Annotated in this window: 24 protein-coding genes and 2 pseudogenes; 3 read left to right on the plus strand and 23 right to left on the minus strand. The window is 42.4% G+C overall.

Features of this window, described 5'->3' with window-relative positions; translation table 11 throughout:
* Positions 1 to 454: 454 nt before the first annotated feature.
* The 11 genes from B4V02_RS12640 to B4V02_RS12690 all read right to left on the minus strand — a co-directional run bounded on the left by B4V02_RS12640 (position 455) and on the right by B4V02_RS12690 (position 11,910).
* A complete protein-coding gene (locus B4V02_RS12640; protein WP_094155049.1) occupies positions 455 to 1,594 on the minus strand; it encodes a M20 family metallopeptidase in 1,140 nt (379 codons plus the stop codon).
* 6 nt (positions 1,595 to 1,600) lie between these two features.
* Positions 1,601 to 3,109, minus strand: coding sequence for an alkaline phosphatase family protein (locus B4V02_RS12645; RefSeq protein ID WP_094155050.1), 1,509 nt, complete (start codon positions 3,107 to 3,109; stop codon positions 1,601 to 1,603).
* A 49-nt stretch (positions 3,110 to 3,158) separates the two neighbouring features.
* Positions 3,159 to 4,472, minus strand: a complete 1,314-nt coding sequence (locus B4V02_RS12650) for an ABC transporter substrate-binding protein (protein WP_094157000.1) — start codon at positions 4,470 to 4,472, stop codon at positions 3,159 to 3,161.
* Positions 4,473 to 4,616: 144 nt separating this feature from the next.
* Positions 4,617 to 5,456, minus strand: a complete 840-nt coding sequence (locus B4V02_RS12655; RefSeq protein WP_244188507.1) for a carbohydrate ABC transporter permease — start codon at positions 5,454 to 5,456, stop codon at positions 4,617 to 4,619.
* Positions 5,453 to 6,358, minus strand: coding sequence for a carbohydrate ABC transporter permease (locus tag B4V02_RS12660; protein ID WP_094155051.1), 906 nt, complete (start codon positions 6,356 to 6,358; stop codon positions 5,453 to 5,455). The genes B4V02_RS12655 and B4V02_RS12660 overlap by 4 nt, the downstream gene beginning before the upstream one ends.
* Positions 6,351 to 6,557, minus strand: coding sequence for a hypothetical protein (locus B4V02_RS12665; protein WP_094155052.1), 207 nt, complete (start codon positions 6,555 to 6,557; stop codon positions 6,351 to 6,353). The genes B4V02_RS12660 and B4V02_RS12665 overlap by 8 nt, the downstream gene beginning before the upstream one ends.
* 184 nt (positions 6,558 to 6,741) lie before the next feature.
* On the minus strand, positions 6,742 to 7,530 hold the full coding sequence (locus B4V02_RS12670; RefSeq protein WP_094155053.1) for a DeoR/GlpR family DNA-binding transcription regulator: 789 nt from the start codon (positions 7,528 to 7,530) through the stop codon (positions 6,742 to 6,744).
* 299 nt (positions 7,531 to 7,829) lie between these two features.
* Entirely contained in the window at positions 7,830 to 8,918 is a 1,089-nt protein-coding gene (locus tag B4V02_RS12675) for a GerAB/ArcD/ProY family transporter (RefSeq protein WP_094155054.1), read from the minus strand.
* Positions 8,919 to 8,931: 13 nt separating this feature from the next.
* Positions 8,932 to 9,156, minus strand: a complete 225-nt coding sequence (locus B4V02_RS12680; protein ID WP_094155055.1) for a hypothetical protein — start codon at positions 9,154 to 9,156, stop codon at positions 8,932 to 8,934.
* Between the two features lie 18 nt (positions 9,157 to 9,174).
* Complete coding sequence (locus tag B4V02_RS12685) at positions 9,175 to 10,302, minus strand: Ger(x)C family spore germination protein (protein ID WP_094157002.1); 1,128 nt, start codon at positions 10,300 to 10,302, stop codon at positions 9,175 to 9,177.
* A 63-nt stretch (positions 10,303 to 10,365) separates the two neighbouring features.
* Positions 10,366 to 11,910 carry a spore germination protein gene (locus B4V02_RS12690; RefSeq protein WP_341865690.1) on the minus strand — a complete coding sequence of 515 codons (1,545 nt, stop codon included), beginning with the start codon at positions 11,908 to 11,910 and terminating at the stop codon, positions 10,366 to 10,368.
* Positions 11,911 to 12,355: 445 nt separating this feature from the next.
* Between B4V02_RS12690 and B4V02_RS12695 the strand changes: the two are divergent.
* Positions 12,356 to 12,667, plus strand: a pseudogene (locus B4V02_RS12695) (hypothetical protein); the annotation flags it as partial.
* A 112-nt stretch (positions 12,668 to 12,779) separates the two neighbouring features.
* Here B4V02_RS12695 and B4V02_RS12700 read toward each other — a convergent pair.
* The 3 genes and pseudogenes from B4V02_RS12700 to B4V02_RS12710 all read right to left on the minus strand — a co-directional run.
* Positions 12,780 to 13,077, minus strand: a pseudogene (locus tag B4V02_RS12700) (SDR family NAD(P)-dependent oxidoreductase); the annotation flags it as partial.
* 41 nt (positions 13,078 to 13,118) lie between these two features.
* Positions 13,119 to 13,583 carry a phage tail protein gene (locus B4V02_RS12705; RefSeq protein ID WP_094155057.1) on the minus strand — a complete coding sequence of 155 codons (465 nt, stop codon included), beginning with the start codon at positions 13,581 to 13,583 and terminating at the stop codon, positions 13,119 to 13,121.
* 86 nt (positions 13,584 to 13,669) lie between these two features.
* A complete protein-coding gene (locus B4V02_RS12710) occupies positions 13,670 to 14,149 on the minus strand; it encodes a GyrI-like domain-containing protein (protein WP_094155058.1) in 480 nt (159 codons plus the stop codon).
* A 110-nt stretch (positions 14,150 to 14,259) separates the two neighbouring features.
* Between B4V02_RS12710 and B4V02_RS12715 the strand changes: the two genes are divergently transcribed.
* Positions 14,260 to 15,222, plus strand: coding sequence for a helix-turn-helix transcriptional regulator (locus B4V02_RS12715; protein ID WP_094155059.1), 963 nt, complete (start codon positions 14,260 to 14,262; stop codon positions 15,220 to 15,222).
* Positions 15,223 to 15,275: 53 nt separating this feature from the next.
* On the opposite strand, the gene ppsA is transcribed toward B4V02_RS12715, so the two are convergent.
* Positions 15,276 to 17,888, minus strand: a complete 2,613-nt coding sequence (gene ppsA / locus B4V02_RS12720) for a phosphoenolpyruvate synthase (protein ID WP_094155060.1) — start codon at positions 17,886 to 17,888, stop codon at positions 15,276 to 15,278.
* Positions 17,889 to 18,094: 206 nt separating this feature from the next.
* Complete coding sequence (locus B4V02_RS12725) at positions 18,095 to 19,066, minus strand: NAD(P)H-dependent flavin oxidoreductase (RefSeq protein WP_094155061.1); 972 nt, start codon at positions 19,064 to 19,066, stop codon at positions 18,095 to 18,097.
* A 195-nt stretch (positions 19,067 to 19,261) separates the two neighbouring features.
* On the opposite strand from B4V02_RS12725, the gene B4V02_RS12730 reads away from it, so the two are divergent.
* On the plus strand, positions 19,262 to 19,825 hold the full coding sequence (locus B4V02_RS12730; RefSeq protein ID WP_157739738.1) for a TetR/AcrR family transcriptional regulator C-terminal domain-containing protein: 564 nt from the start codon (positions 19,262 to 19,264) through the stop codon (positions 19,823 to 19,825).
* Positions 19,826 to 20,155: 330 nt separating this feature from the next.
* Here the strand turns inward: B4V02_RS12730 and B4V02_RS12735 are convergent, their stop codons facing one another.
* From B4V02_RS12735 to B4V02_RS12765, 7 genes are all read right to left on the minus strand, one after another.
* Positions 20,156 to 20,644: a sterol carrier protein domain-containing protein gene (locus B4V02_RS12735; protein ID WP_244188508.1), complete on the minus strand. Its 489-nt coding sequence runs from the start codon at positions 20,642 to 20,644 to the stop codon at positions 20,156 to 20,158.
* A gap of 101 nt (positions 20,645 to 20,745) precedes the next feature.
* Complete coding sequence (locus tag B4V02_RS12740; RefSeq protein WP_157739780.1) at positions 20,746 to 21,327, minus strand: TetR/AcrR family transcriptional regulator; 582 nt, start codon at positions 21,325 to 21,327, stop codon at positions 20,746 to 20,748.
* Between the two features lie 57 nt (positions 21,328 to 21,384).
* The gene (locus B4V02_RS12745) at positions 21,385 to 21,564 is read right to left on the minus strand and encodes a hypothetical protein (protein WP_094155064.1); all 180 of its coding nucleotides are present in this window, start codon (positions 21,562 to 21,564) and stop codon (positions 21,385 to 21,387) included.
* A gap of 436 nt (positions 21,565 to 22,000) precedes the next feature.
* The gene (locus B4V02_RS12750; RefSeq protein ID WP_094155065.1) at positions 22,001 to 23,896 is read right to left on the minus strand and encodes a beta-glucoside-specific PTS transporter subunit IIABC; all 1,896 of its coding nucleotides are present in this window, start codon (positions 23,894 to 23,896) and stop codon (positions 22,001 to 22,003) included.
* A 146-nt stretch (positions 23,897 to 24,042) separates the two neighbouring features.
* Complete coding sequence (licT, locus tag B4V02_RS12755) at positions 24,043 to 24,879, minus strand: BglG family transcription antiterminator LicT (RefSeq protein ID WP_094155066.1); 837 nt, start codon at positions 24,877 to 24,879, stop codon at positions 24,043 to 24,045.
* A gap of 331 nt (positions 24,880 to 25,210) precedes the next feature.
* Positions 25,211 to 25,738, minus strand: a complete 528-nt coding sequence (gene paiA / locus B4V02_RS12760; protein ID WP_094155067.1) for a spermidine/spermine N(1)-acetyltransferase — start codon at positions 25,736 to 25,738, stop codon at positions 25,211 to 25,213.
* A gap of 26 nt (positions 25,739 to 25,764) precedes the next feature.
* A complete protein-coding gene (locus B4V02_RS12765) occupies positions 25,765 to 26,217 on the minus strand; it encodes a MarR family winged helix-turn-helix transcriptional regulator (protein WP_094155068.1) in 453 nt (150 codons plus the stop codon).
* Positions 26,218 to 26,317 lie beyond the last annotated feature (100 nt).

The following is a 26,317-nucleotide window of genomic DNA, read 5'->3' on the forward strand; positions in this document are numbered from 1 at the left end:
TCGATCATTTACAATTCAGAAACAACGTAATTTCATTCTAATATTATATTTAAGTAGAATTGACAAGGTAAAAATCACATCCTAGGATTGTTTTTAATAAAATGTTGCCTAATAAATACAACGGACACCACCTTGTTGGGAGTGTCCGTCAGCAAGTCAAATGAAGCGAGGTTATGACGATCTCGGCTTAACGTCCGCCGCTTTCACATTGTTTTCAAAATTCTACGCGAATAAGTCCCTTATTTGCGAAGCCTCTTTTTCTCACGTAACGCTTTTACGCTTTCGATGCCGAGATTTATCTCCGAAGCTCCTATAAAATTGCCCGGAATATCGACGAAGTGGCCTTTTCATGATCCTACCGACATAATAAATGCCACCCGGTTGTCGTGCTCAACCGGGTGGCATCATAGTCTCTTACATATGGGGGTATCCTCTGCCTTAGGAAAGAAATGATTTATTCACTACTTAATCGTTTAATCACGTTAGCCAAGAGCCTTGTTCTCGGCACCAAGCTTTCGATATCCAAAAACTCCTCCGCAGTATGCGCGTTACCGCCACGCGGACCTAACGCATCAATCGTAGCTACGCCTACTGCCGCAGTCAGGTTACCGTCCGATCCTGAACCGATTTTCATATCCGTTAACGACTCTCCCAGTTGCATCGCTTCTTCTTGAACGTTTTTCAATAAATGCTCAGATTTCGCAGTTTTGATCATCGGAGGTCTTGTAATACCGCCTTGCAAGACTAACGTTGTTCCTTCAATCGTTGGCGCCCCGCAAATATGTTTGATTTTGTGCTCCAACTCTACGGCCTGTTCCAGTGTCTCCATTCGTACATCAATAGAAGCCTTGGCATGGGCAGCAATCGTGTTGGGAGTCGTTCCGCCGCTAATCACCCCGACATTGACATGGACGCCTGCACTTGGATCAGTCAGCGCATGAAGTTGAATAATTTTATACGCAAGTTCGCCAATGGCGCTTCGTCCCTTTTCCGGTTCTTCTCCGGAATGCGCCGCCTTTCCGGTTACATGCAATTCGAATTTACCGCCGCCGCGCCGACCGGTTATAAGTCTCCCCGTCATATCGCTCGGTTCAACAATCAAAGCATACTTAACGCTTGCCGCTTCCCGCTCAATCAGGTTCCTGGAATAGATCGAACCGTGCTCTTCATCCGAATTCAGAATGATTTTGACCCGCTTGAAGCTCTCGTCGCCTTGTTCAATCAATGATTTTATCGCAAACAGTGTCATGACCAAGCTGGCCTTCATATCATATATGCCGGGTCCGTAAGCATAGGATTCATCGCGTGAAAATGGCCGGCTTTCTGCGGTGCCCACAGGAAATACCGTGTCCATATGTCCAATAATCAAGATGTCCGGGTGCTGTCCCTCAGGATGAACAATGACCAAATGATCCCCCCGCTCAGACTGCTGATCGACCGCAACCTGAAATCCAAGAGCCTGATAAGCAGAGGCCAGCACATTCCCCACCTGATCCACACCCGCTTTATAAAACGTCCCGCTATCGATATTGACAAGCCTCTCAATCAGGTCGAGTATGTCGGCTTCCTTGTTTTCCCAAAATTTTGTTGGCATCGTAGCTCATCCTTTCTTTGCGGCTTTCGAAAGAGCGTTACTTGTATTTTCACAAAAACAATCGGTGAGATATGTCGATCCATTCACATCAGCGATCTGAATTCCTTTTGCTCGTTCGGAATCCGCATATAATTCTTCATACTTAACAGTGTCGTGCTGAACCGCATGCTCTTCGCAACCTTTCAGGCCTTCAAATAAAACCCTTCCTGTAAAGCCGCTTTCACCCGTAACTCCAACCAAGTGCAAAGCCGTTGGCGCAATGTCAATAATGCCTGCCGGAATGTCCGTCACATGACCTTTTTTAAAACTTGGGCCAAATCCCATGCAAAACGGCCGCATATCCCCGTTCCGGATAGAGCCATGGTAGGCTTTATTCTCCGTTTTGGTGTTTAAATAATGAACAACTCCTTGAATGCCATCCTGATTTAATTCATCGGTCCACGCTGGAACGACAGCCAACAGAGGGGCTCTCTCGTGAGTAATGATTCCGATTACCGCACTCAAAGGCAGAGCATTTTTCAGTTGCTGATGAAGCGGTTCTCTCGCCAATAGCATACCGCACCAGGGTTGAGCGGATAGCCAGTCAGCGAGCGCCTGCAATTCCTCGACTTGATTTTCGTCCCCATAAATGAAAGCGTCTACCGCGGTCAAATTCAGTTCTCTTTTCAATTCTTTCCGGGCTTGATCCAAATAATCCTCCAGACTACCGACCATGTTAGCTGTCGAATGTCCGTGATCGCTGATGAGCATGATATCCAATTCATCCTCGAGGCCAAGTCGCGAGACAGCCTCCAAGATCTCGGACAAACATTGATCCACTAGCCTTTGGGCTTGTTTAGCCTCTTGCGAACCGATGCCGCAAAAATGTTGCGTTTCGTCCGGTTCGGGAAGCCACAGCACCATAACGGTATTTTGTTCATCGGGCAATTGCTGTTCAATGAGCGTCCGAACGGCCCATAAAGTGCGTTCCTTCTTTCGGATCGAGACATCGGTTTCGTCAGCGGCCGGACCACGCGCAGCATGCAATTCGCTAAGCTCCGGGAGACCATAGTCGGTAGACGGATTCATAACATGCTGCGGATGGTGAAAATTCCAGATCAATGAAGCTCCCGGCGAACTTCCGGCCGAAACCGTCAAACGCAAGTTCGCTTGGGCCAATCGGTCCCCGAGCGTTGGACGCAAGAGCAGCTCTTCCCCCGTTCGCTGCTGGAATTGCAATATTTCCCGATGGTCACCTGTCTGGAGCAGTCCGTCTTCCGAAAAACGAGGCGAGTACATGAGATTGCCCATCACACCATGCTGTCCCGGATAGGATCCAGTGGTTAATGAGGCCATGCACACCCGTGTCAGCGATGGATAAACAGAATAAAAAGATTTGAACACCGTGCCGCTTTCCATTAACCGGCAATAAGTAGGCATCGTGTCGGCATTAACCTGATCGGGCCTTAATCCGTCCGTTCCGATAATGAGTACCCGCCGTCCCGAAGGACTTTTCTTCTCAGTCGTTTTCCCCATGGTTCTCAGTCCTTTTCTATTAAATAGTCATTCATTTTTTAGCTGCACTCTATTCCTTCAACAGCTCACGTATCTTGTCGGCAGCTTCCTTCATCGATTCCTGGGCCGGAACATTTTCGGCATAGGTTTTTCCGAGCGCATTTTGGATCTCAGTCTCAATCTTTTCGAAGTTAGGCACGACCGGGATTCCCTTACCGTAGGGAAGTTGGTCGACAGTGATTTTAAAGAACGGATTTTCTTTATAAAACTTCACCATTTCAGGCGCTTTAACTGCAGATTTTCGAATCGGCATATATCCGGTATGCTGGGCAAAATAAATGGTTTGCTGCTTATCGGTAAGAAACTTTATGAACTTCCAGGCCGCATCTTGCTTTTCCTTCGGGGCCTTCGCCACAATCGCGAGATTTCCCCCGGAAGTCGAAGGAACGGCATATTCTTTAAACTTTGGCACAAAATCGACGCCAAGCTTAAACTTGACATTGTTTTGGATCTGGTTCAGGTCTCCTGTCGAGGCCAGCAGGAAAGCTACCTTGCCGTTTTGAAAATTGATCATTTCCTGATCGCCGTCTCTATTCCCACCGAGAGGCTGCATCATGGTTTTATCGTCATATATCATTTTCCGGTACATTTCCAGACCTTGAATCGCCGGCGCTTGGTCGATCACGACATCCTTTTGATCCGGGCTAAGAATATCTCCACCATTGGACCACATCAACGAGTAGTAGTAGAGGGGCGGCAGCAATGACGCATAGCCGAATCGTTCTGTCTTCCCATCCTTGATGACGGTCGCTTTCTTCGCGGCGGTCATCATTTCGTCCCAAGTGGATACCGGGTGCTCCGAATCAAGCCCGATCTCCTTCACGATATCTTTATTGTAATACAAGATCGGTGTACTCCGGTTGAACGGAAGAGTGTATGTCTTTCCTTCGATTAACGTGTTATCTACAAAGCTGTCTACAAAATCGCTGTAGTTAAACTCCGGATCCTTTTGAATATAAGGGTCAAGCGGCAGCAATGCTTTATTGTAAGCAAAGGACGGCCAGAATCTGGCGTTCAACTGAACAACATCCGGTACAGCATTGCCCACAATTGCTGTCAATAATTTCTTGCCGATATTATTCGTACTTTCCTGGAATACCGCATTGACCTTCACTTCATCTTGCGATTGATTAAATTGTTCGGTCAAATCTTTAATGGTGTCCCCGATCACGCCGCTATTGCCGTACCAGAACTCAATTTGTACCGGACCCTGCTTGTTACTTTGCTGTGATGTGATGGAAGACGAAGCTCCTTGCCCGCAACCTGCAAGCAACATAACCAAACTTGACGCCATGATAACACTTTTAATGAATGTACGTTTCAATGTTTTCACCTCGTTTTTTAGATATCAGAAAGAATAAACTTCCTGGGATAAGCTACCTGGTATCGCAAGAAAAACTTCCGCTAAACGCGGTCTGTCTTCTGTGAAAGTACGTCGATAGACGTTTTTCTTATAATGACATATCGCTTACTTCAAACCCGTAGTGGCCACGCCTTTGACAATAAACTTCTGCATGGAAATGAATAATACGCCTAATGGAGCGATAATAACTGCAGCAGCGGCCATGACCAGATTCCACTGCGTTCCCCCGCTCCTTCCGCCGCCTTCTTCCATAAATCGCGATAGTCCTAACTGAACTGTCCGCAAATTTTCATTGTTGGTTACAATGAGCGGCCAAAACAATTCATTATAATTCCAGATAAAGGACAACAAGATATACGTCACAACAGCTGCTCCCGATAAAGGCATCATGAGATGGCGCATGATTCTGGTGTGTCCGCAGCCATCGAGAATGGCTGCTTCCTCAAGCTCTTTCGGCACTTGCATAAAGGCTTGTCTCAGCATAAATATGCCAAATGCTTTTACGGTGAATGGCGCGATCAAGCCCATATACGTATCCACCCAACCGAGTTGTTTGACCGTCAAAAAATTAGGGATAAACGTAACTTGGTCCGGAATCATCATGGTAGCGAGAACCAAGAGAAAAAGAAAACCGCTTCCCTTAAAACGCAGCCTGGCAAAAGCATAAGAAGCCGGGATGATCAACAGCAGTTGCACCATGATAGTGGCGCTTGCTGTAAATAGGCTATTGAATAGATACCGGGCCAGCGGAGCCAATTTCCATATTTCCACGTAGTTTTCCCAGCGAAATACTTCCGGGATCAACGTAGGAGGAAACACGTACACTTGATCGGCGCTCTTTAATGAACTGCTCAACATCCATATAAAAGGAAATAATATAACGATTGAAAAAAGACTCAAAAGGGCGAATCCGAACCATCTAAATGCAAATTGCTTCAATCTCATTGATAGTGCACCCACCTTTTGGAGACCTTCATCTGGATAAATGTGATGAGCATAAGGATAACAAAAAGCACCGATGAGGCTGCGGAAGCATAGCCGATATCAAAAAATTCAAAGGCATGCTGGTAAATGTAATAAATGATCATATTTGTGCTTTCTGCAGGCCCACCACGGGTCATCGTAAACAGCAGATCGAAATCTTCAAAAGAGCCAATTAACGCGACGATCAGTACAAAGAAGATATAAGGAGAAAGCAGCGGCAGCGTAATTCGGGTAAACAACTGCAGCCTTCCCGCTCCATCCATCTTGGCCGCTTCATACAGGGAGTCCGCTATATTTTGCTTGCCGGCCAGCAGAATCACCATGTAGTAGCCGACTACCTTCCAGACTTTCGTAATGATTAGCGCAGCCATGGCCCACCCCGGCTTTGCCAGCCAAGGAGCGGGAGGAATAGAGAAGAAATCCAGCACCCAGTTGATCAGACCAAAATTCTGGTTGTACATCCATACCCATAGGGTTCCAATAGCCGCCATAGGTGTAATATAGGGCAAAAATACGACCGAACGAAACAATCTGACGCCTCGCAGTTTTTCGTCCAGTACAACAGCCAGTACAGTAGCCAGCAAGACCGTAAAGCCAACTGAGAAGATACTAAATATAAACGTGTTTCCAACGACACTCCAAAATTCGGACGAAGTAAACATCCGCGAATAATTGCCTGCGAAAATCCAATTAAAATCAGGGGTAATCAGATTCCAGTCCGTCAGGCTCAGAAAAAATGTCATACCCATCGGATAAAGATGAAATACAACAAGAAGAATAATGGCTGGCGAAACCAATAAATAAGCAGTTAAATTCGTATACGCCCATTTGGCTATGCTTGTTTTGTTTAAATGTTTATCCATGTGCACTCCTTGGCATCGATTGATGGATCGCTTCTATACCTGCATGAGCGATATGGACCGGTGTGGGAAAATCCGGCTCCCCCACGTTAAGCGCGATAAGCTTGCGACCTGATCGACGAAGCGTTTCGACTTTATCTCTTAATTCCGCTCCGTTATAAGGATTAAGCGCACGGACACGTTCACTCAATTGATAATTCAATGGTTGGCTTCTCCTTTCGTTTCATGTGGTTTCTACAAGGAAATCGTAACACGTAAATGTAATACAAACGTAAAAACAACGAATTAATATTGTAAAATTTATAAATACAATTAAAATACCAAATAAAAACAACACATCATTTGTTTCCAAACGATGTGCTGCTTGTATCGAAATTCTTATAAAATTAAATAGAAAGCCATTGTAATGAGGACAATTCGGTGTGTGATTTCCATTCTTCCGGCAAGTCCGTATCCGTAATAATCATGTCCACATTATGTAGGGCGGTTACTTTATACAGATGATTGACGCCCATTTTGGAAGCATCCGCTACCAGTACTTTCTTTTGGCTATGAGCCAACAAGCTTTTCATCATTATCGCGCTCTCACTCTGAAACGTACTGATATTTTCAGGCGTAAACCCCCCGCAGGAAAAAAAAGCTTTGTTTACGGAAATATCCCTTAACATCTCTTGAGCAAGTACGCCTGACATTCCCATCGAAGAAACTTGAAGCTCTCCGCCAATCTGAATCACTCGGCCGTCAAATTCCCCATTTCGCTTATATTGAGCGAATTCAAATATGATCGGAACAGAATTGCTGACCACCGTAAGCTCCTTTTTGTCTCTTAAGAATGGCGGCATTTGGGCAATAGTGCTCCCTGCCTGGAGGAATATAATATCATTGTCCTCCACCCATTTGGCTGCCTCGGCCGCCAGTTTTCTTTTGACCTCCAAATTGATCGACTCTCGATCGTTATATACCCATTCCAGCTTTTGATGGCTCGTTTTGATCGCTCCGCCAAATATTTTTTTTAGTTTGTTCAAACTCTCCAGCCTGTCCAGATCTCGCCGAATGGTCTCGGTTGTTACACCGAATTTTTCGGCAAGCTCTTTGACATAGACTTTGTCGCGCTCGTCTAATTCCTGCAATATTTCTTTCCTTCTTTTCTCCACTTCGCTATAGGAAGAATGCATCCTTACCCTCCACATTTTGTATGTTATTCCGTTACATTTATCTTAACTGAATCACACCAAAGAATCCATGGGAAAGCGACATATTTAACTTTGCTTTTCGAACATTTACAATCCAATAACAACGTAATTACATTCTGATATTATATTTAGGTGGAATTCACAACATAAAAACCACATTTTGGGATTCTTCAAATGTATACCTCAAACCAACTTTCAACCTCACTGTAAGCTCGCTGACACTTATGGACTTTAAACTATGTGGTAAAAGACGTAAAAAAGCACATCTAAACAAACATATACTATAGCCGGTTTACACGTTCTCGAATCCAAGCTGTTACGAAAAGGAGAAGGCCTAGAGCAATGCAGAAGAAATCTAATATGACTTGGCTCGTTCCTAGATATATTTCGAACTCGTCAACGCTAGGGGTTCTCCACATACTCATTACTAGCGTAAGCAAGCCTAATGGAAACACAAGCTGGCGGTATTGTTTAAGTCCAAGTAATTGACTTGCCCCCAATGCTGCCGTGTACAGATAGGAGGTTAACTGAATGAACGTGCCGGGGAGCCAGACGATCAGTAACAAAGCGTCGACATGCTGGATAAATTCTCCTATTTTTATATACCGGACGACCTCAATAAACGGATAATTCAAAGTGCTGACATGCTTCCCGAAAAGGAAAACGGATACGAGCCCAGAGACGGACAATGTAACCAGCAGACAAAACCAGGTTAATAATGCGTACGCTGTCGTTTTCCTCTGATTTGACACGAACGGGAAATATATTCCAAGCATCATATATCCGGAGAACCAGCTTAACGGAATGATGGCCCCCTTAACAGAGGGAATGATCCCTTTGCCCATAATAGGTAAGATATTGTTTACGTCCCATTCAGTAATTGACAAGATGATCAACAGTCCGAACACCAAGAATGTAAGCGGAAGGAACAGCTGTGCAAGCCTTCCTAAAACCTCCACACCTCCTCTAACGGCGTAGGATACAAGCAAAACCATACCGCCAATGGCGACAAGTGTGGGCGTTTTTCTTAAAAAGACGGCCGAAATAAAGTCGCCATATTCCCTCAATATAACGGAAGTCAGATTTATTCCATAAAATATGACGGCAAGTCCCGCGGCTTTGCCCAGCCAAGGTCCGAGCAGCCGCTCACTATACTGAATGATGGTTTCCCTCCGAAACATGTTGCTGAGGCGGATCATCGCTAGCACGAACAGTAAACCAGGCAGATGAGCCCAGATCGGTGATATCCATAAATCGTGTCCGGCATCCTTTCCCGTTATTTTTGGAATATACAGAATTCCATCGTAGGCAGCAACCGAATAAAAAAGAAGACCTAACTGCGCTGCTGAAATCTTTCCTTTCTCCATCATAGGAAAACGCTCCTTATTTCAACCCGGAAATCAGCGGCTTGAATATACTGTTAAGCATAGCGATCGGTCCCGGAATATCGGGAAACATGAGGATAAGCACAGCTATGAGCCATACAGCACCTGTAACGGCGATTAATGACACCCGTTCTCTTTTTTGATTGTCTCCTAGACAATGCCATTCAGCCCAAACTATCAAGGCGCATACAAATGTTGTTCCCGCCATGTTCAACCAAATCAATTGGTTTTACACCTCATTTCAAGAATCGCCAACGGGTTCATTGTTCATCCCGATTTGTCGGATCTTTACCTTAACCATCACATTGGCTGGAACCGAAGGATAAATTCGTTTCCAACGCTTCTCTAAATGTTGCCATTCCCGAGGATTTCGCTGGTTGATCGCTTCGCCGAAGCCGAAAATATCGGCCCCCATCTTTTGGGCTTGCTTAATTGTTGTCTCTACCTTTTGTCGGATTTTGTCGGCAGCCGCATGTTCAATAGCGCGAATAAATTTCGAATCCGAAGTTTTAAAGTGAGTCGTATTTTGAACGACGCTCATCTCCGCTTCGATAGAAACGTCCATATGCGGCATTTCTCCCTCAAGTTTTGGAACAAGTCGAGTGCTGGAAGAGAGGACTCCTAACGATAGTAACGAAGAGGGGGGCCATTCCAACTTGACCGTCTCAACATCCCCCCTCGTTTGTTTCAAAATCCATTTCATCCCCGAGAATGACTCCCCTTGAATCAATCCGACCATACGGTCACGGGAGAAGACTGCATATCCTTTCACATATGGGACGCTTTCCTTTCCGTCTTGTGTAGTGTCGACGTAAGGGATTACCGCATCTTTTGAAATATTGCCGAGGTTCTGTACGAGACGGTTTAGGGTTATCGGTCTGCGAAAGAGCCGTTTGGATTCACCACCCAGAAAATCCGCTTTGGTCCGTTCGAGCGGGGAGGCGGAAGCGAGAAAAGCACGTGCTGTTCCCTTGCAGACGAATGGTTGAATCCGAAGGCGAATATTACTGTCGCGAGCGAGATAATCCAACTGTTCCCGAAACTGGCTGCGAGATAACGAATCTCCGACAACCAACATTTCAAGTTGCCCCCAGTAGACGGCGCGGGACAGCTTTCGCTGCAGCTCGGAGGCAGCCTCCGCTACCGTTGCCCCCGAAGCGGACCAAATCAAAGTCGAACCGCTAGTTTTAGATTTACTGTTATCCTGTTGTGCCTTACCCCCTCCCTCCTTAGGAATGACAATCTCTAGAGATAATTCAATCTCCCCATCTTTCTTCTGGTCCAAACCGGCTGTAGTCACAATCGCCAGATCATTTACTTCGTTTCTATCCCAACAGCCCGTTGAAAATAGCAAAACGGATGCCGTCATTACTAGCAATACTCCCTTACAAACATGTATCCAGATGAATAATAATCTGATCTCCATAATCCGTCAGTTCCCGCCTCCTCTGCCTGGGCCCGGTTTCTGCCCCCTAGCAAGTCGATGGCGGTTCTGTAATTTTGAAAAACCGGGACGTCTTGACATTTTCCATCGTGGAGCCCGAATGGCGGTATCCATCATTTCATTTGGTACAAAAGGTGCAAAAGGAGATAAGAATGGGACGCCGTAAGAACGAAGCATACACAAATGCGTTGCTATCGCGATAACACCAAACATCACACCAAGCATACCCAGCGTCCCACCAAGAATGATAAGCGGCAGCCTCAATAGACGAATGGCAAACTCTATAGAGTAGTGAGGAGCTGTAAATCCTGCAATGCCTGTGAACGCAATAATAATGACGATTGGTGCCGACACGAGCCCGGCCGAGACAGCAGCTTCTCCTACGACTAACGCACCGACGATAGTAACAGCCGAACCGATTTGTCTTGGAAGACGGAGACCGGCTTCACGCAGCACCTCAAACGCGAGTTGCATCATCATTACTTCTAAGAAAGTCGGGAACGGAATTTCCTCACGTGCTGAGGCAATACTGACCAACAGCTTGCCTGGCACCATTTCATGATGAAAATTCAAAATCGCGACGTATACTGCCGGAAGTATCATGGATAAGATAAGCGTCCAGTACCGCAAAAAACGCAAGAAGCTGGAGTATACTGTTCGGTTGTAATAATCGTCTGCTGCTTGCAGAAGCGTAGCCAACGTCGCGGGAACGATGAGCACATCAGGCGTGCCGTCGACCAACAGAACGACACGGCCTTCGAGCAAGCTCGCTACCGCAACATCAACCCGTTCCGTAAACTGCTGCTGTGGAAACGGCGAGTAAGGATTGTCTTCTGTTAGTTCTTCTATGTACCCTGTCTCCAGAACGCTGTCGATATCGATACGCTCAAGCCTGCTTTGCACCTCATGTAATAAGGAAGATTTAGCCAAACCGTCAATATAAGCAATACAGACTTCAGTCCCCGTATAGCTGCCAATTCTGTGCGATTTTACTTGCAGCTTTATGCTCTGAATTCTTCGTCGCAACTGCGAGAGATTGGTCGAGATCGATTCGGTAAAGCCTTCACGCGGCCCCCGCAACGATGTCTCAGTCTGAGGTTCTTCTACATTACGCTTGTCCCATTGAGCGAGTCCTAGTAGTAAAGCACACGTACAACCGTCAATTAGAAGAACAGGATTTCCTTTGATCAATTGCTTAGCACATTCCTCAACGGTCGTAGCCTCATCGACAGAAATTACGGGTAGGAGGCGCATTTTAACAGATTGCAAATCGTTGCATACTACGTCCCTCGATTGCATGAGAGGCCTTAAGACGTTATTGTCGATTTCCTGCCTATCCGACATGCCCGGTATATTGACGAGTTCAGCCCGTACCGTTCCGCCGATCAAAAACGAGCGAAACGAAACATCGTCGGCTTCACCTAATACTCTTTGGAACGCCTCTACATTAAGGTCTAACTCAGCAACTAGAATAGTGCGATCTTTTAATTCGATGTTGCCATGAGAAGCAGAAAATCGAGTTTGCACCCTCACCTCCTCCTATCACCAAATCAAGTTATGGCTGTCAATTCTGTTGATGTTTAATTTAACCTGAGAGACGATTTTTTATCCCCATCTTTCACCAGTCACTTTCTGATATTTGCATTATCGTCAGCGAGAAGCACATGCTTTATCATGATGGAATCATTACACTCCGTTTCCTTTCGAATTCAACGTTGTATTATATCATACCGAATTTTCCCTTCATTTTGCGGGGCGGGCAGGAGGACGCCATGTCCTCTCAAGGCATTATGAACAAGCGCCTGATATTGGGGTTGTTTTCATTCTCTTCGTGCGATACAATACACCAAATAAAGGGAGTGAAATTGGGAATGGGAATTGATGAGATTATTAGTCTAGTTCCTTATGATGAACAGTAGAACTTGGTTATGAAGGATTCGGAGAAACGGGTGTAAAGGGAAGATTATATTATCGAAAACGCCAAGAACATGCCTATAATCTTGCCGTCGTCATCTGGAATGGCGAGCAATGGGTAAATAACCTTCTCATCAGAAATTACTTAAGAGATAACCCGTATGTAGCCAAGCAATATTGTGAAAAAAAACTCAGTTCTATCCATAAAGGATATACCAACTGCTCTCCTATTCGGACGAAAAAGCCGATTATGTATCCAACTTACTCGAACAAGCTAGGAAAAGTTTGGGATAAGAAAATATTTACGAAAACACGTTGTCTGTTTAGCGGCAAAAGCCGGTGGTCTCAGACCGCCGGCTTTTCTATGGTATGCTGAAGCAGTTCCTCGGCTTCTGTCTGATTCTCAAAGCCGCCTATCACCATTTATAGTTTCCATACATGTCCTAGTGGATCTTCTGGTTATTGCGCTGTGTAACCGCCATCCATTACCCGTGTTTAGCACTGCAATAAGCTGCTTTTCCTGCAAAACCAATGAGGCCATTAATGGAAGCCATATTGATAATACGACCAAATTTTTTTGTTTTTTATAGCGAAATTCTTTTTTACTTGTTCTTCTTTGGTAACATCACATGCCACAAGAAAAGCCTCGTACCCTTGGGATTGAAGTTCTTCAGCCGCAATTTTGGCAGCTTGCTCATTTAAATCAGAAATGACAACTTTTGCCCCTGTTTTAGCTAACTCACGTGAAATTTCTAAACCGATCCCGCTTGCAGCCCCTGTTACCAAAGCTACCTTATTATCTAATAATTTTTTCGACTTTGCTTACTCTAATATTCTCCTTTAATTACAAAAAACGAGCCCCGAATGGTTCCAGCTAGTTTAGACTTCTGTCTTGCAAACTTAAACTTCCCTTCTAATTCCTTTGGTACCTCCATTCCCTCAGAAAGCTTAAAACCAACGGCCCGCTTCTTAGAGTCATCAATCGTATACATGACATTGAGCCCCAGACCATCCTCATAAAAAATGTATGCAAATTGGATATTTTCCACTTGAAAACGCGACGTCTCTAAAGGTTTGGCCGCAAACTCAATATTACGTTCTTCTTTCAAAATTCGGTTCACATAATCAAGGGTTTCCTGGCTTTGGCTGGCTGGTACAACCGTAAATTCATGCTTATATTTGTTCATAAAGTAACGGGCTTCATTCGCTCGTAAACCAGCAAGTGCTTCTGCAACTGGTGAAGACTCTAGGCCAACCGTAGACACATTTTTAAAGTCAACGATATAGGACATTTCCATTCCTCCTAAAAGTTTTGCGAACGTTATATCTTAGATCCTACTTCGAGCAAAACTCGCATCGGAAGCATACACTTATTTCTTTATTTCCTAACGACAGGAATCCACATTTCACCAAATACTAAGCCGTTTCGCTGTCCCATCTCAACCGTTGCATTTGGCCCGCCAACATAGGCAAAATTCTTTGCTTCTGGCAAGACTTGACCAAAGGCAATGCCAGTAAGCTTATTACTCAACTCTTCAGCCGTCTTCCCTTCTCCTCTTACAACCAAGTATTCCCCCTTAGGAAATTGAATAACTCTGGATGCTTCTGATACCGATGCCTCTGTCATGACGCCAGCATAATGCATCATCTTGTTATTCACCGCTTCATTCACGACAAAAATGTAGCCATTTGCGGCTATGGACTTTAAAGTGTCAAGCCTTCCATCTTGTTTCACTGCCTGCCAAAAATCTGCCTTTTCCTTGTTTATGCCGGCATAGTCTGTATAATCGCTCTTAAGCTCAGTTCCAATGCCTAAAACGGTAAAGCTGTCTTTTTCCTCAAGGGTAAAATCCACCATATTCAAAACCTTCCTCTTTTTTGAATTAATCAAATGATTGGTCTTTTCACTTGATGGGTTTATAATAATCATAAATCATGTCAAAAAATGATACTGTTTAGGGGGGCCCGATGAAAAAAGTTGAACGAATTAATACCATCATGCGGTATATCAACAACCGCGCCCACTTTACAATTTCTGAAATCATGCGAGAATTTAACATCTCTCGTTCGACAGCTATTAGAGATATCAGAGAAATTGAAGCCATGGGGATGCCACTTGTCGCTGAAGTTGGAAGGGATGGGGGGTATTTTGTCATGAACAACTCTGTCCTGCCCACTGTCCGCTTTACCGATAATGAGATTAAAGCTCTGTTTATCGCCTTTATGGCCACAAGAAACCAACAACTTCCTTATTTAAAGAGTCGTCAGTCTTTGGCTGAGAAATTACTAGGCCTCATCTCGGAAAACCAGCAAGATGACCTTGTTCTCTTGAATCAAATATTGCTTTTTGAAGGGACCAACCCCCATAATCCCGACCTGCTTGATCTGTCAGACCTGCCCCATCCTATGTTGGAAAAACTCATCCAAATCCTTCTTTTGGATAGCTATTTATTGGTTACCGTCAAAGAAGAGAAGGTAATAAAGTCTTATCCCATTTATCTCTTGCACCTTTATCGTGAAAAAAACTTATGGCACATTGAAGGCTTTGACTTAGAGGGAGAAAAGAGGCGGATTTTTCCTGTCGACAATCTCACCAATGTAGAACCATACCCCACGAAAAAAAGAGCAAGTAAGAAAAAGATTTTAGAAAAACTAAGTAAGCAGGAAGAAGTCATCAATCTTGTCCTTGAACTTGGTCCAAAGGCGATTGCCCAGTTCAAAAAATACCATCCTTTAAAAGTTTCAATTTCCTATACGAATCCTTACCAAACCACAGCCATTCTAAACACTTTTATCGATGTTCATAATTCAGAAGAATTAACCGAAATCATAAATTGGCTACTTTTCCTAGGTGCGGATATCAAGGTCAGGGACGTGCCAGATAAGGTCTTAGAAGGTTTACAAGAGAGATTATACTTATATTGCCCATAAAAAGATGGGTAGATAAAAGGACGATCAGGGTAACCGCCCTTTTATCTTAGCCATTATAATATTTCGATATACCCTTCTGTTCCATGCACGCGAATTCGTTGCCCATCTTTTATCAGCTTGGTAGCATTCTCCACTCCGACAACTGCTGGCAAGCCATATTCACGTGCGATAACTGCTCCATGGGTCATCAGTCCACCAACTTCGGCAACTAGGCCTTTTATGGATACAAACAATGGTGTCCAGCTAGGGTCAGTAAAGGAGGTGACTAATATATCTCCATCTTCGAGATCAGCATCTTCCATGTTTAAGATGACACGTGCTCGTCCCTCAATAACTCCGGAAGAAACAGGTAGACCTACAATAGCTTCGGCTGGGAGATTTTCTCGTTTGTACTCACCTGCAATGATTTCACCATCAGACGTGATAACACGTGGTGGAGTTAGTTTTTCATATAATTTGTACTCGTCTTTTCGTTTGCTGATGATCTGATAATCCAGTTTATTTGTGCGTACGACTTCGTGAAGTTCTTCAAAAGTGAGATAGTATATATCTTCTTTTTCATGAATAACGCCCGCTTGTACGAGTTGTTCGGCTTCTTTCAGTAAAGCTTGCTTATAAACGAAGTAGCGATTAACCATGCCGTATTTTGGATATTCACGATAACCGATGAAATTCCGGATTAAGCTGATCACTCGTTTTGTCTCTTCAGCTTTTTGTTCACCATCCGGTAATTGCTTCAATCGATCTAATAACTCTTGTTCTTTTTCTAAAGCTTCCTGTCGCCCTTGCTCAAATTTCCGATTGCCAGCATTAGGCTCAAAGTTTTTGATATTACTGAGAATCATAGGGACAAGTGTAAGTGGTTTTTCACTCCAACGAGTTCTCGAAATATCGATTTCACCGGCACATCGCATTCCGTATTTGTTGAGATAAGCATAGATAGCGTCTTGAGTTTCCTGTCCACCATCAAACTTAACCAGTTCATCCAAAAAATTATCATCTTTTACATGTTGTAAATAAGCAATGACTTCGGGATAAGGACGAATCACATCTGCAACATCCAATAGCTTCAGACCCATTTCCGAAGTAATGTTGTTTGGTACAGATTGGGAAAGCGTATCTGCTGCGTTTTTTTCACCTAACCACTCGTACATTTTTTCGTTGATCCATGACGAAGCATTCATAGCAGTCATAAAAACCTTTGAACTTTGTGGGTCAAATAAGATCTTCTTTAATTCCTGGAGATCTTCCAGAATAAAATCAAATAAATCTGCTCCTGATTTCGTTTGGATGTTTTGTTTTAATTCTTCTATCGATGCTTGACTGTTCTTAATCAAATCAGAAACGATTGCCGGATCGTTTTCGATTTGTGCTTGAAAACCTGCAGACGACAACCCTTTACTGCTATTACCGGGACTCAGTTCTTTTCTATCATCTGGTAACGATTTTATAAAATCTCGCTCTATTAGGGTCATAAATGCGTCTTCTATGAGCGGATCGGATTTTCCCAGGGTATTTAAGAAAGTTTCTCTTCTGACAGGTGAAGCCAGCATATGTGTAACATCAACAAACAACCTTCCACCGGCTTTACGCATGGGCGCAGAAGTTATTAACAGGTAAAAAGACAATCCCAATGGTTTTATCGGGTCAGTCATCATTTGTTGATGACCGACAGATACATAAACGTGATTTTCCTGATCATTCGCTTCAGGGATCGGGTATAAAGTCGTGATTGGCCGGCTCTGGACAATATAAAATGTATCATCGGCCAAACACCATTCGATATCTTGCGGGTAACCAAAATAAGCTTCGATCTGTCTTCCGATGCGTGCCAGCCCTAAAATTTGTTGTTCAGTAAGTGTTTGAGTCTTTTGCTGATCAGGATCGATCTGCTTTGTCTCTGTTCCGCCTTCTTTTCGTCCGTAGATAGCCATTTTTTTGGTTGCTATCCTCTTATCGACGATTTCCCCTTCCTGTACTTTATAACCATCGGCAGAGACCAAGCCAGAGACCAGTGCTTCTCCAAGTCCAAAACTGGCATCGATGGATAGCAGCTTTCGGTTGGAAGTAATCGGATCAGCGGTAAATAAAATCCCCGAAGCCTGTGGGAAAATCATCCTTTGAACGATAACGGATAAATAAACTTGACTGTGGTCAAATCCATTTTGCATACGGTAGATTACCGCGCGATCCGTAAATAGGGAAGCCCAACATTTGCTGATATGCTGCAAGATTGCTTCTTTGCCGATGATATTTAAATAGGTGTCTTGTTGACCAGCAAAAGAGGCATGTGGTAAATCTTCAGCAGTCGCACTAGAACGCACTGCATACGCATGTTCATCACCAAACCGGGAGAGATAGTGAGCAACTGCTTGCACAACATCGGAAGGAATTTCTATTTCCATAATGCTTTGTCGAATCTTCCTGCTGATTTCACCAATTTGATCTCGATTTTCTACTTTTAGCATGGTTAGTCGATCCAACAAAGCATGATACGTTTCGTTTTGTTCGATGGCTTTTTGATATCCTACTGTTGTAACACAAAATCCTTCGGGTACTTGTATTCCTTCAATTTTTGATAGTTCCCCTAAATTTAACCCTTTTCCACCAACGAGCAAAAGCTGCGTTTTTTCCATTTCCTGAAAACCGAGAACCAAGGAATTCATTCAACATCTCTCCTAACCATTAAAGTGAGAAAAACATTTGACAAGAGGTTAGCGGCATGGTAAACTTAGAGTGTAAGATACATGACTTTTGTCCATATAAATTGACAAAGTCGCGATCTGATTATAACATCGTGTTTGTTTATATGCAATATAAAAGAACCTGAGAAAACTACCCAGGTTCTTTTTTGATTTCCCCGCTATCATTATTAACTCTCTATAAAGTCAGCCATCAATTCATGAATGATTTCTTTACAGCTTTTCACTTCAGTTATCAGATCTATCGCTGTATTTACAGAGACGATCCCCTCATCCAGCTTTCCATGTAACATGCTAGTAGAAACACCACCGATTGCACTTATTCTTTTTTCGTTATTTTCGGATGATTCTCCATTTCTATACAAGGTCTCTAACTCACGAGCAAATTGATGTGGGGTGGAACGTTGCATTGATGATACCATAAGCAGATCTGAACCTTTTGAAGCAACAATATCTTGTTTCGTAGCATCGGCAGCAGGGCATTCTTCAGATGCGATAAAACGAGTTCCTATATATACAGCTTCAGCTCCAAGAGCAAACGCCGCTCTCACTCCACGAATATCATTGATGCCACCTGCCGCCATAACCGGAATACTTACTGAATCCACGATCGTTGGAACAATCGAGAACGTCCCTATTTTGTTTTGAGGAATCCATCCACCTTCATCATAACCAGTTGCAATGATAAGATCTGCACCATGATCCTCGGCCATTTTCGCTGCTTTAGGTGAAGGAGTGACTTCACGATGAATCAAAATGCAATTGTGATCCTTGATTTCTTTCATCATAGCTTTATTGACTGAGCCTACTGTCACAAAGTATTTTACACCTTCCCCTATAGCTGCCTCGAATGTAGCTTCTGAATATTTATCTGAATGGCCATCTTCAGGCAAATAAAGGTTCATAGCAAAAGGTTTTTCCGTCAAAGCTTTTAGCTTACGTATTTCATTTCCAATCCTTTTGCCAACTTCATCTGGACCAGAGGGTGACGTATTATGACCGGCATGAGGACCCAATACTCCCATCCCTCCCGCGTTTGATACTGCTGCGACAAATTTAGCGTCCGTTATCCAGGACATGGCCGCCTGAACAATCGGGTATTGTATTCCAAGTATATCTGTAACACGATTTTCTGTTTTCACAATAATCCACCTCTCTAATTAACTTGAATACATTAGCATTGTATATGTAGTAAAGTCTTATTTAATATAGACACTTGAAGGTAGGTGACAAATTTTTTGCCATTGTTAATAATTTGTCTTCAGTGGCATACTTTTTAAAATATAATAAGCGTTTGATGCGTCAAATGACTATGGAATATGAAGGTGAAAAGAACGATGTCAACAAAAGATATGACTAAGGCAATGTTTGCCGAAGCCTTAGTTGAACTATTGCATAGTGTACCTTTTAAGAAAATTACCGTAAAAATGCTAGCAGATTCCTGTAGCGTTCCACGCCAAACATTCTATTATCATTTCCATGACAAATTTGAGTTGGTCAATTGGATCTACTCCTCAGATGTAGAAAAAGTAATGTCGGAAAACTCGTCCGAACCATGGAGCACAGTCACATATCTTTTTTTTCAAAAGCTCAATGAGAAAAGAGCATTTTATAAAAAAGTCTTGGTTGAAAGTGGACAGAATTCATTATTGGAACATTCACACACTTATTTTGTAAGTTTATATTTAAATTCACTATCACAATTTGGGACATTCCCAATAAACAAAGATTTGGAATTTTTTATGAATTATCACGCATTTGCATGCTCCAATATGACCAGACAGTGGCTGCTTAATGAACCGTTCGACACTCCCGAAGAACACAATCGCAAAACGCTTAGTGCCATGCCTCAAATGTTGTATGATGAACTAACTAGAGCAGATATTTCCCTCGCGACTTAGCATCCCCCCCTTTCCTTACAACCCGTGGGAAAGGGGCATAGCTAGCCTCTTTCAATGCTGCAACCTGCTCATACGTCTAAGTAAGTTCCTTCCTCTCCTACGTAATCTGGCTATGATTAAACAACCTGTAGGATAATCATTTTTCTTGATAGAGTTATAGAGATCATCTTCTAGCCCTCGTCTTGAGATGGCATGTGGCGACGTCCGCCATGATCTCCAGCAGCTTACGCTTCAGGTACTTCTGGAAGAAGCCCGGTTTTGCGATCGATGGCCGGCGCTCGACTTTAGTTCGGACCATAGCCTCTTGCGGCACTCCTGATCTGCAATTATTTAAAAAAAATCAGAAAAATAAGGCGTCTTCTGTTCAATGGTATTTTCCAGTAGTTCAATCGTTTCAGGGGCGCACTTGATGCGGCCAATCTTATGCAGATATTCAGGTCGTTTATATCCGAGCAGCATCGTGGTCATTGTCTGAATGCTAATGCTATCCTCACTTTGTTTATGACTTCGAAATATCTCCCCTTTTCCTTTGGGATCAATTCGTAACGTATACGTTCCCTGATTCCAGGAGAGTAGCTTCATCAGACCTTGACCGGAGTACTCAGGAAAGGTACCCGCACCTGTCAAGCCACCCATGGCATAAGTTCGGTTGAATATATTAACCTGTAAAGGATAGGTTGCTACCTGAGAAGCCAGTTTCTCACCATCGAACCAGCCCAACACATCCGCCTGCTGGAGCCCGGGTGACTTGGCACGTATAATTTCGTCTTCCTCCCAACCTATCTTATGAAGCTCGTTATGATAACGTTTATTGCTCAAACGTATTAGATTATTAGAGCTTAAGTCATACGCAAAGTCTCGACACTCTTTTTTATAATGAATGATTGTCAGTCACTGTCCTTTTTGAAAAAGGTCCTTCTTTAAAGGACCTCAATACCTAGTGCATGTTTAATAAATGTATAAAGCTCATCTGTTTGTACTTTTGCTTCCATTTCATCTATTTGATCATACAAATAAATCTGCTCGGCGGCTGATTCAATGATACCAATTAGCAGCCGTGCTGTTCGGTTAACATCCAAAGATGATCGGATAGTTCCTCTGGCTTGCGCCTTGCCTAACAATGTTGACATCCATTTGTAGTAAGGGGCATATATGGACTCCCATTCTTTTAAATACTCACTTGATGCAAGCCCTGCAAAGAGGAGCGCAGTCTTCTCACGTTCCTCATTTTGCAATTGAAATACAGTTCGGATTAAAACTTGGAGTTGTTCTTGAATTGCAGCCTCGGGATCTACATTCTTTTCCAGATAACTTAGTGTTTTTTGGACCATTACTTCAGCAATAGAAGGCATAACGGCTAGTTTGGATGGAAAATACAAATAAAATGTACCTTGAGCAATACCAGCACGCTTAACTATATCGGACACTTTGGTTTTTTCAATGCCTTTGCTGCTTAGAACTTCAATAGCTGCTTGGATAATACGTGCTTTTTTATCTTCGATATTCTAGCCCTCCTTGCATACAATAAATAAATCAGCAACTTTTCCAAAACAACTAAATTAATCATCAATGATCTTAGGTCCTATAAACCAAAAGAGTGTTCTTCCCATTGTAAACTTTAATAGTTCACGGTACTCCTCTTTTTCTATTTCTCCACCTAAAATCAGCATTTGATATGTTTCTCCTCTTTCTTGAATAGAGAGGTTGGTCTCCTTGTAGCCATGATTCAGATAGAACATCTTTCTTCTTACTCTTTCGTCTTGATCCGAAGCTTTTGTTTTTGTGGATTCAATATTTAGAATTATGCGTTTGTCGGAATATTTATCATTATAAATTGGAGCGCTTTACTCCGTAATACTATTGTTAGCTCCACCACGGTTCCGAGAATACCAAGAAATAATGCACCAATCTTATAGACAAAAGAACTATCGTCGTCTGGCGACGCGCTATGATAAATTAAATTCTACGTTTAAGGCATTTTTGGCCTTGGCATCCATTGTGGTGTAGCTTGCACTGAGTTTGAAAACACGCCCTGGTACGTGATCACGATGATTATATATAATTATTCTTAACATAAAAGCCGTCCCTAATGAAAGGACGGCCTTTATATTTGCTATATGCTAATCTAAATCAGACCCATTTGATGCACTGAGTCTCCTTCCTAACTAGTTTTGCTTAGACAACAAGCGTCAGCAACTTATCTTGTGTCAAAACTGATGAGTTTGTTGTTTCAATAACATCCAAATAATCACTGGTATTCGAGATTATAACAGGCGTGATCGGATTGTATCCGGCTTCCTTAATCTTCTCAAGATCAAAATCAATTAATAGATCTCCTTGGCGGACCTGATCTCCTGCCTTTACTCGAGGCGTGAAATACTGCCCTTTTAATTGAACGGTATTGATTCCAATATGAATCAGTATCTCCGCGCCATTCTCGGACATTATAATTACAGCATGACCTGACTTAAGTACAGTACCAATCGTACCGTTCACTGGCGAAAAGGCTTGGCCAACACTCGGGATTATTGCAATACCTTTCCCCATAGCACCTTCTGCAAAGGCAGGATCGGGAACTTCAGTCAAGGATTTCACATCACCTGTTAATGGGCTGACCAGTATCTCTTTCATTAAGCTCGGCGAACCATCAGTAACATTGACACTTGCTTCTGGTTGAATAGCCTTTGTTTCTACAGTAGGAGTTTCATTAATTGGCTCAGCTACTGTTACAGCTTTTTTATCCATGTATCCGAAAAGAATCGTCAGAATTAAACCAATACCCATGGCAGCTGCAATTCCTATTAAATAATACCCAATAGGTTCAAATGCACCGATTGAAAAAATATTTTGGAAGACAAATGCTGTAGCATACGTATGGAAACCGCCATTAATTGCCCCTCCGATAGCTCCGGCAATAATAACATAGGGAATCGTGCGCTTGTAACGCAGCAATATCCCGTAGACAGTCGGCTCAGAGACACCTGCTAACAACAGGCTTAATGTAGAGGAACCAGCAATTGATTTCAAAGGCTTTTCTTTGGATTTAATAAAAACAGCCAGAGCCACCCCAGCCATCGCAAAGTTAGAGGCTGCCCACATCGCAAGGATTGGATCGGTTCCATTCGTAAGATTTGCCAGAACGATCGGAATAATGCCCCAATGAAGGCCAAAAACAACAAGGAAAAAGATTAACCCGCCAATGACAGCTCCTGTCAACAGCCCGCTTACTCCCATGAGATAATTAATGGCATCGGCTATCGCGTTTCCGACATATACTCCAAATGGGCCAAAGATCATAACAGTGAGCGGTACAATGATGACTAAAGACAATAACGGAACCAAAAACGTCTGCAGCTCTTTATAGATGATTTTCTTTAGATATTTCTCCACGTAAGAGAATATCCAAATAGCTACGAACACCGGAAAGACGGTTGACGAATAATCCATTAGGACTACAGGAATGCCTAGAAATGAAGAAGTTTTTCCATTGGCCAATAACCCCGTAAAATTCGGCTCCATTAATGCTGCACCAATAACTCCACCTACATAAGGATTGACGCCGAATTTGAACGCTGCAGAGACACCCAGGAATATAGGCAGGAAATAGAAGACGGCATTTGCTGCTGCAGCCAGGATTAGGTAAGTTCCACTTTCGGCAGAGATCCATCCAAAAGTTGTGAATAAGGTTAGGAAAGCTTTAAGTATCCCCGCCCCCGCCATAGCAGGCAACAGGGGAGATAAACTTCCAGAAATCACTGCAAAAATTCTGGACATGATCTTCTCCTTAGGTTTATCTCCATCCTCGGATGCAGTATTGCCCGCCCCTAGTTTGCTGGTTTTCATAATCTCTTGATACACGTGTGCAACGTCACTCCCGATAACCACTTGGAATTGACCACCACTTTCTACGACCGATAGCACTCCTTCCAATCTTTTCAGCTTCTCTTTATCGGGTACATGATTGTCTTTTAAATTAAATCTCAATCGGGTTGCACAATGGACAAGATTCGTGACATTCTCCTCTCCCCCAATGTTCTGCACGATATCTTTGGCTAGTCTTTCGTACTTCATTTGTTCTCGCTCCTTTATACCTCATTCTTTTTATATGAAACAAAAAAACCTGAACAGGTGATAAAGCACACTGAAAACCAGTACACTCATCACTTATCCAGGCTTTGCCCAACTAATGGTAACAACCCTGCTATTTATTGTAATGGCTAATCTCTGCTGGTCACACGCCTAATATGGAGCATGAAATAGACCATTTCACCTTCGGTTGTCTCAACTTGATACTCTTCCCGTAAATATGCTCTTACCTTCTCACTGCAGGCAAAAGCTTCAGGATACTTGGCAACGACTTGTTCGTACAGCTCATCATCCTCAGAAGGAATCGATTCATGACGCATGGTGCGATAAGAAAAATATTTTAAGTGAGTCACAAAGCGGCTATAATTTAACGAATTCTCATCTAGCTCAATCCCATAATGAAGTGTTACTATATTAAGAATTCCTTGAACCATCTGGGTTACCATTAAGGTCTGCTCCATTTCCTGACCATCCTGCTGACTATTCACAAAATGCATTGCAATAAAGCCAGCTTCATCTACAGGTAATTTAATTCCTGTTTCCTTTTCAATTAAGTGTAGTGCATGCATTGCCGTGTGATATTCTTTCGGATAAAACTTCTGTATCTCCCAGAGCAGCGCATTCTTGAGACTCAATCCCTGTGCGGCGCGCGTAATTGCATAACTAATATGATCTGTAAGAGCCAGGTAGATATTATTGCTAAAGGAAGTATTTAGATCCTTTACTGCATAACGGATAATTTGATCTGTCAATTCTAGATGCTTTGTAGGAATCTCACTCAGTAATGTAGATAGCCGCTCAGATAATTCTTTAGTCTCCATCACGAAAGTCTTCTCAATTCTGGATGGATCTATATTTTCATCTGGATTTTTCCGATAGGCTAGTCCCTTTCCAATAACAATGATCTCGGATCGATTTGGCCCTTCTACCAATGCAACATTATTGTTGAATATTTTTTTAATCCTCATGAGTTCGCCCACTTTATATTTTTTACTAACAAAAAAAACCTAAACTAATCCAAAACTAAACATAATTTAGTACGGATTGGTTTAGGCTTTGCCTGCATTGCAGTAACAACCCTAATATTAATTGTATAGTTATTATACAGGATGGGGATAGCGTTTTCAACGGAAAAATAATCCCAAATTTGGATTTTGACACCTGTCGTTTAATTTAGAAATTGCATAGTTAAAATATCACCTGAGCGAGGTTAGCTGTACAGTGTGAATAAACTGTAATTCTCCAATTCAAATAAATTAAATTCAATTACATATAATGTTATATATATTAGTAAACAAATTACAATCTAAAATTAATTGTTTTGGTCATTATGAAATCAATTTGTTCTTCATCACCCATATAAAAAGAGTGTGCGCCAGTTTGAACAAACCCCATTTTCTTATAAAAAGCAATAGCGTTTTTATTTTTTTCCCATACACCGAGCCAGATTTTCTTTTTATTATGTTCCATCGCAATTTCCATTGCTTTATTTAGCAGATATTTACCAAGCCCATGTTTTTGAAATTTGTTCTTTATATAAATCCTCTCAATTTCGAATGACTCATCACCCATTTTTTCGGATTGGGCATCATTCATATTTACCTTTAAATATCCAGCGAGTTCTTCATTGAAATAGATGAAAAAGATTTCTGAAGAGATATTGGACAATTCCTCCTCCAACTGTTTAGGGTTAAATGCTCTTTCCAGGTAGGCTTTCATATTTTCAGGTGAATTCTGATCTTTAAATGTATCGTTGAATGTTTCAATACTTATTTCTTGGAGTATTTGTAAATCTTCACGGTTGCACTTTATGATTTTTACAGTCATTTTAGTGTATCGCTCCTTTATATAAATCAATAATTTCTCTTGTTCCCCTTTTTCACAAATTCCCAGTCATTCCCTATATTTTCTCTTACTCTTTGAAGAAGATAAAAAATGGTTTCTACTTCTCCTTCCGAAAATCCCTCTAATGCAACGTTATTGGAATAATCATTTTCTCTTTTTATAAAAGGATAAACATTGTTCCCTCTCTCTGTTGGAAAGAGTTTTTTAATTTTTTTGTTATGGTTATCCTCTTTCTTTTCAATAAATCCATTAATTACAAGCTTTTTTATAGCACGAGATGCAGTTGTTCGATCTACTTTTATCATCTCAGCTAACTTTTCTTGAATGATTCCTGGGTTTTCACATATTCGCACAAGGTACAAATACTGCCCTTTTGTAAGATCATATTCTTTAAATTCTATATTACTTATAGAATCTAATGCCCTTGCTATCATTCCAATTTCACGAAGTACTTCCTTCATAAATTAACTCCTTCGCATCTATTTTATTGCAAATGCAATAAAAATGGTATATATTAAATTTACCCTGATTTTGTTGCATTTGCAACATGGAATTATGATA

Origin of the sequence: Paenibacillus kribbensis, from assembly GCF_002240415.1 — a bacterium.
Classification (GTDB): domain Bacteria; phylum Bacillota; class Bacilli; order Paenibacillales; family Paenibacillaceae; genus Paenibacillus; species Paenibacillus kribbensis.

Excerpts from the sequence above, each read along its gene's own strand:
- B4V02_RS12640 (WP_094155049.1), bottom strand. The coding sequence starts at position 1,594 with ATGCCAACAAAATTTTGGGAAAACAAGGAAGCCGACATACTCGACCTG.
- B4V02_RS12645 (WP_094155050.1), bottom strand. The coding sequence starts at position 3,109 with ATGGGGAAAACGACTGAGAAGAAAAGTCCTTCGGGACGGCGGGTACTC.
- B4V02_RS12655 (WP_244188507.1), bottom strand. The coding sequence starts at position 5,456 with ATGAGATTGAAGCAATTTGCATTTAGATGGTTCGGATTCGCCCTTTTG.
- B4V02_RS12660 (WP_094155051.1), bottom strand. The coding sequence starts at position 6,358 with ATGGATAAACATTTAAACAAAACAAGCATAGCCAAATGGGCGTATACG.
- B4V02_RS12670 (WP_094155053.1), bottom strand. The coding sequence starts at position 7,530 with ATGCATTCTTCCTATAGCGAAGTGGAGAAAAGAAGGAAAGAAATATTG.
- B4V02_RS12675 (WP_094155054.1), bottom strand. The coding sequence starts at position 8,918 with ATGATGGAGAAAGGAAAGATTTCAGCAGCGCAGTTAGGTCTTCTTTTT.
- B4V02_RS12685 (WP_094157002.1), bottom strand. The coding sequence starts at position 10,302 with ATGACGGCATCCGTTTTGCTATTTTCAACGGGCTGTTGGGATAGAAAC.
- B4V02_RS12705 (WP_094155057.1), bottom strand. The coding sequence starts at position 13,583 with ATGTCCTATATCGTTGACTTTAAAAATGTGTCTACGGTTGGCCTAGAG.
- B4V02_RS12710 (WP_094155058.1), bottom strand. The coding sequence starts at position 14,149 with ATGGTGGATTTTACCCTTGAGGAAAAAGACAGCTTTACCGTTTTAGGC.
- B4V02_RS12715 (WP_094155059.1), top strand. The coding sequence starts at position 14,260 with ATGAAAAAAGTTGAACGAATTAATACCATCATGCGGTATATCAACAAC.
- ppsA (WP_094155060.1), bottom strand. The coding sequence starts at position 17,888 with ATGAATTCCTTGGTTCTCGGTTTTCAGGAAATGGAAAAAACGCAGCTT.
- B4V02_RS12730 (WP_157739738.1), top strand. The coding sequence starts at position 19,262 with ATGTCAACAAAAGATATGACTAAGGCAATGTTTGCCGAAGCCTTAGTT.
- B4V02_RS12745 (WP_094155064.1), bottom strand. The coding sequence starts at position 21,564 with ATGTTCTATCTGAATCATGGCTACAAGGAGACCAACCTCTCTATTCAA.
- B4V02_RS12750 (WP_094155065.1), bottom strand. The coding sequence starts at position 23,896 with ATGAAGTACGAAAGACTAGCCAAAGATATCGTGCAGAACATTGGGGGA.
- licT (WP_094155066.1), bottom strand. The coding sequence starts at position 24,879 with ATGAGGATTAAAAAAATATTCAACAATAATGTTGCATTGGTAGAAGGG.
- paiA (WP_094155067.1), bottom strand. The coding sequence starts at position 25,738 with ATGACTGTAAAAATCATAAAGTGCAACCGTGAAGATTTACAAATACTC.
- B4V02_RS12765 (WP_094155068.1), bottom strand. The coding sequence starts at position 26,217 with ATGAAGGAAGTACTTCGTGAAATTGGAATGATAGCAAGGGCATTAGAT.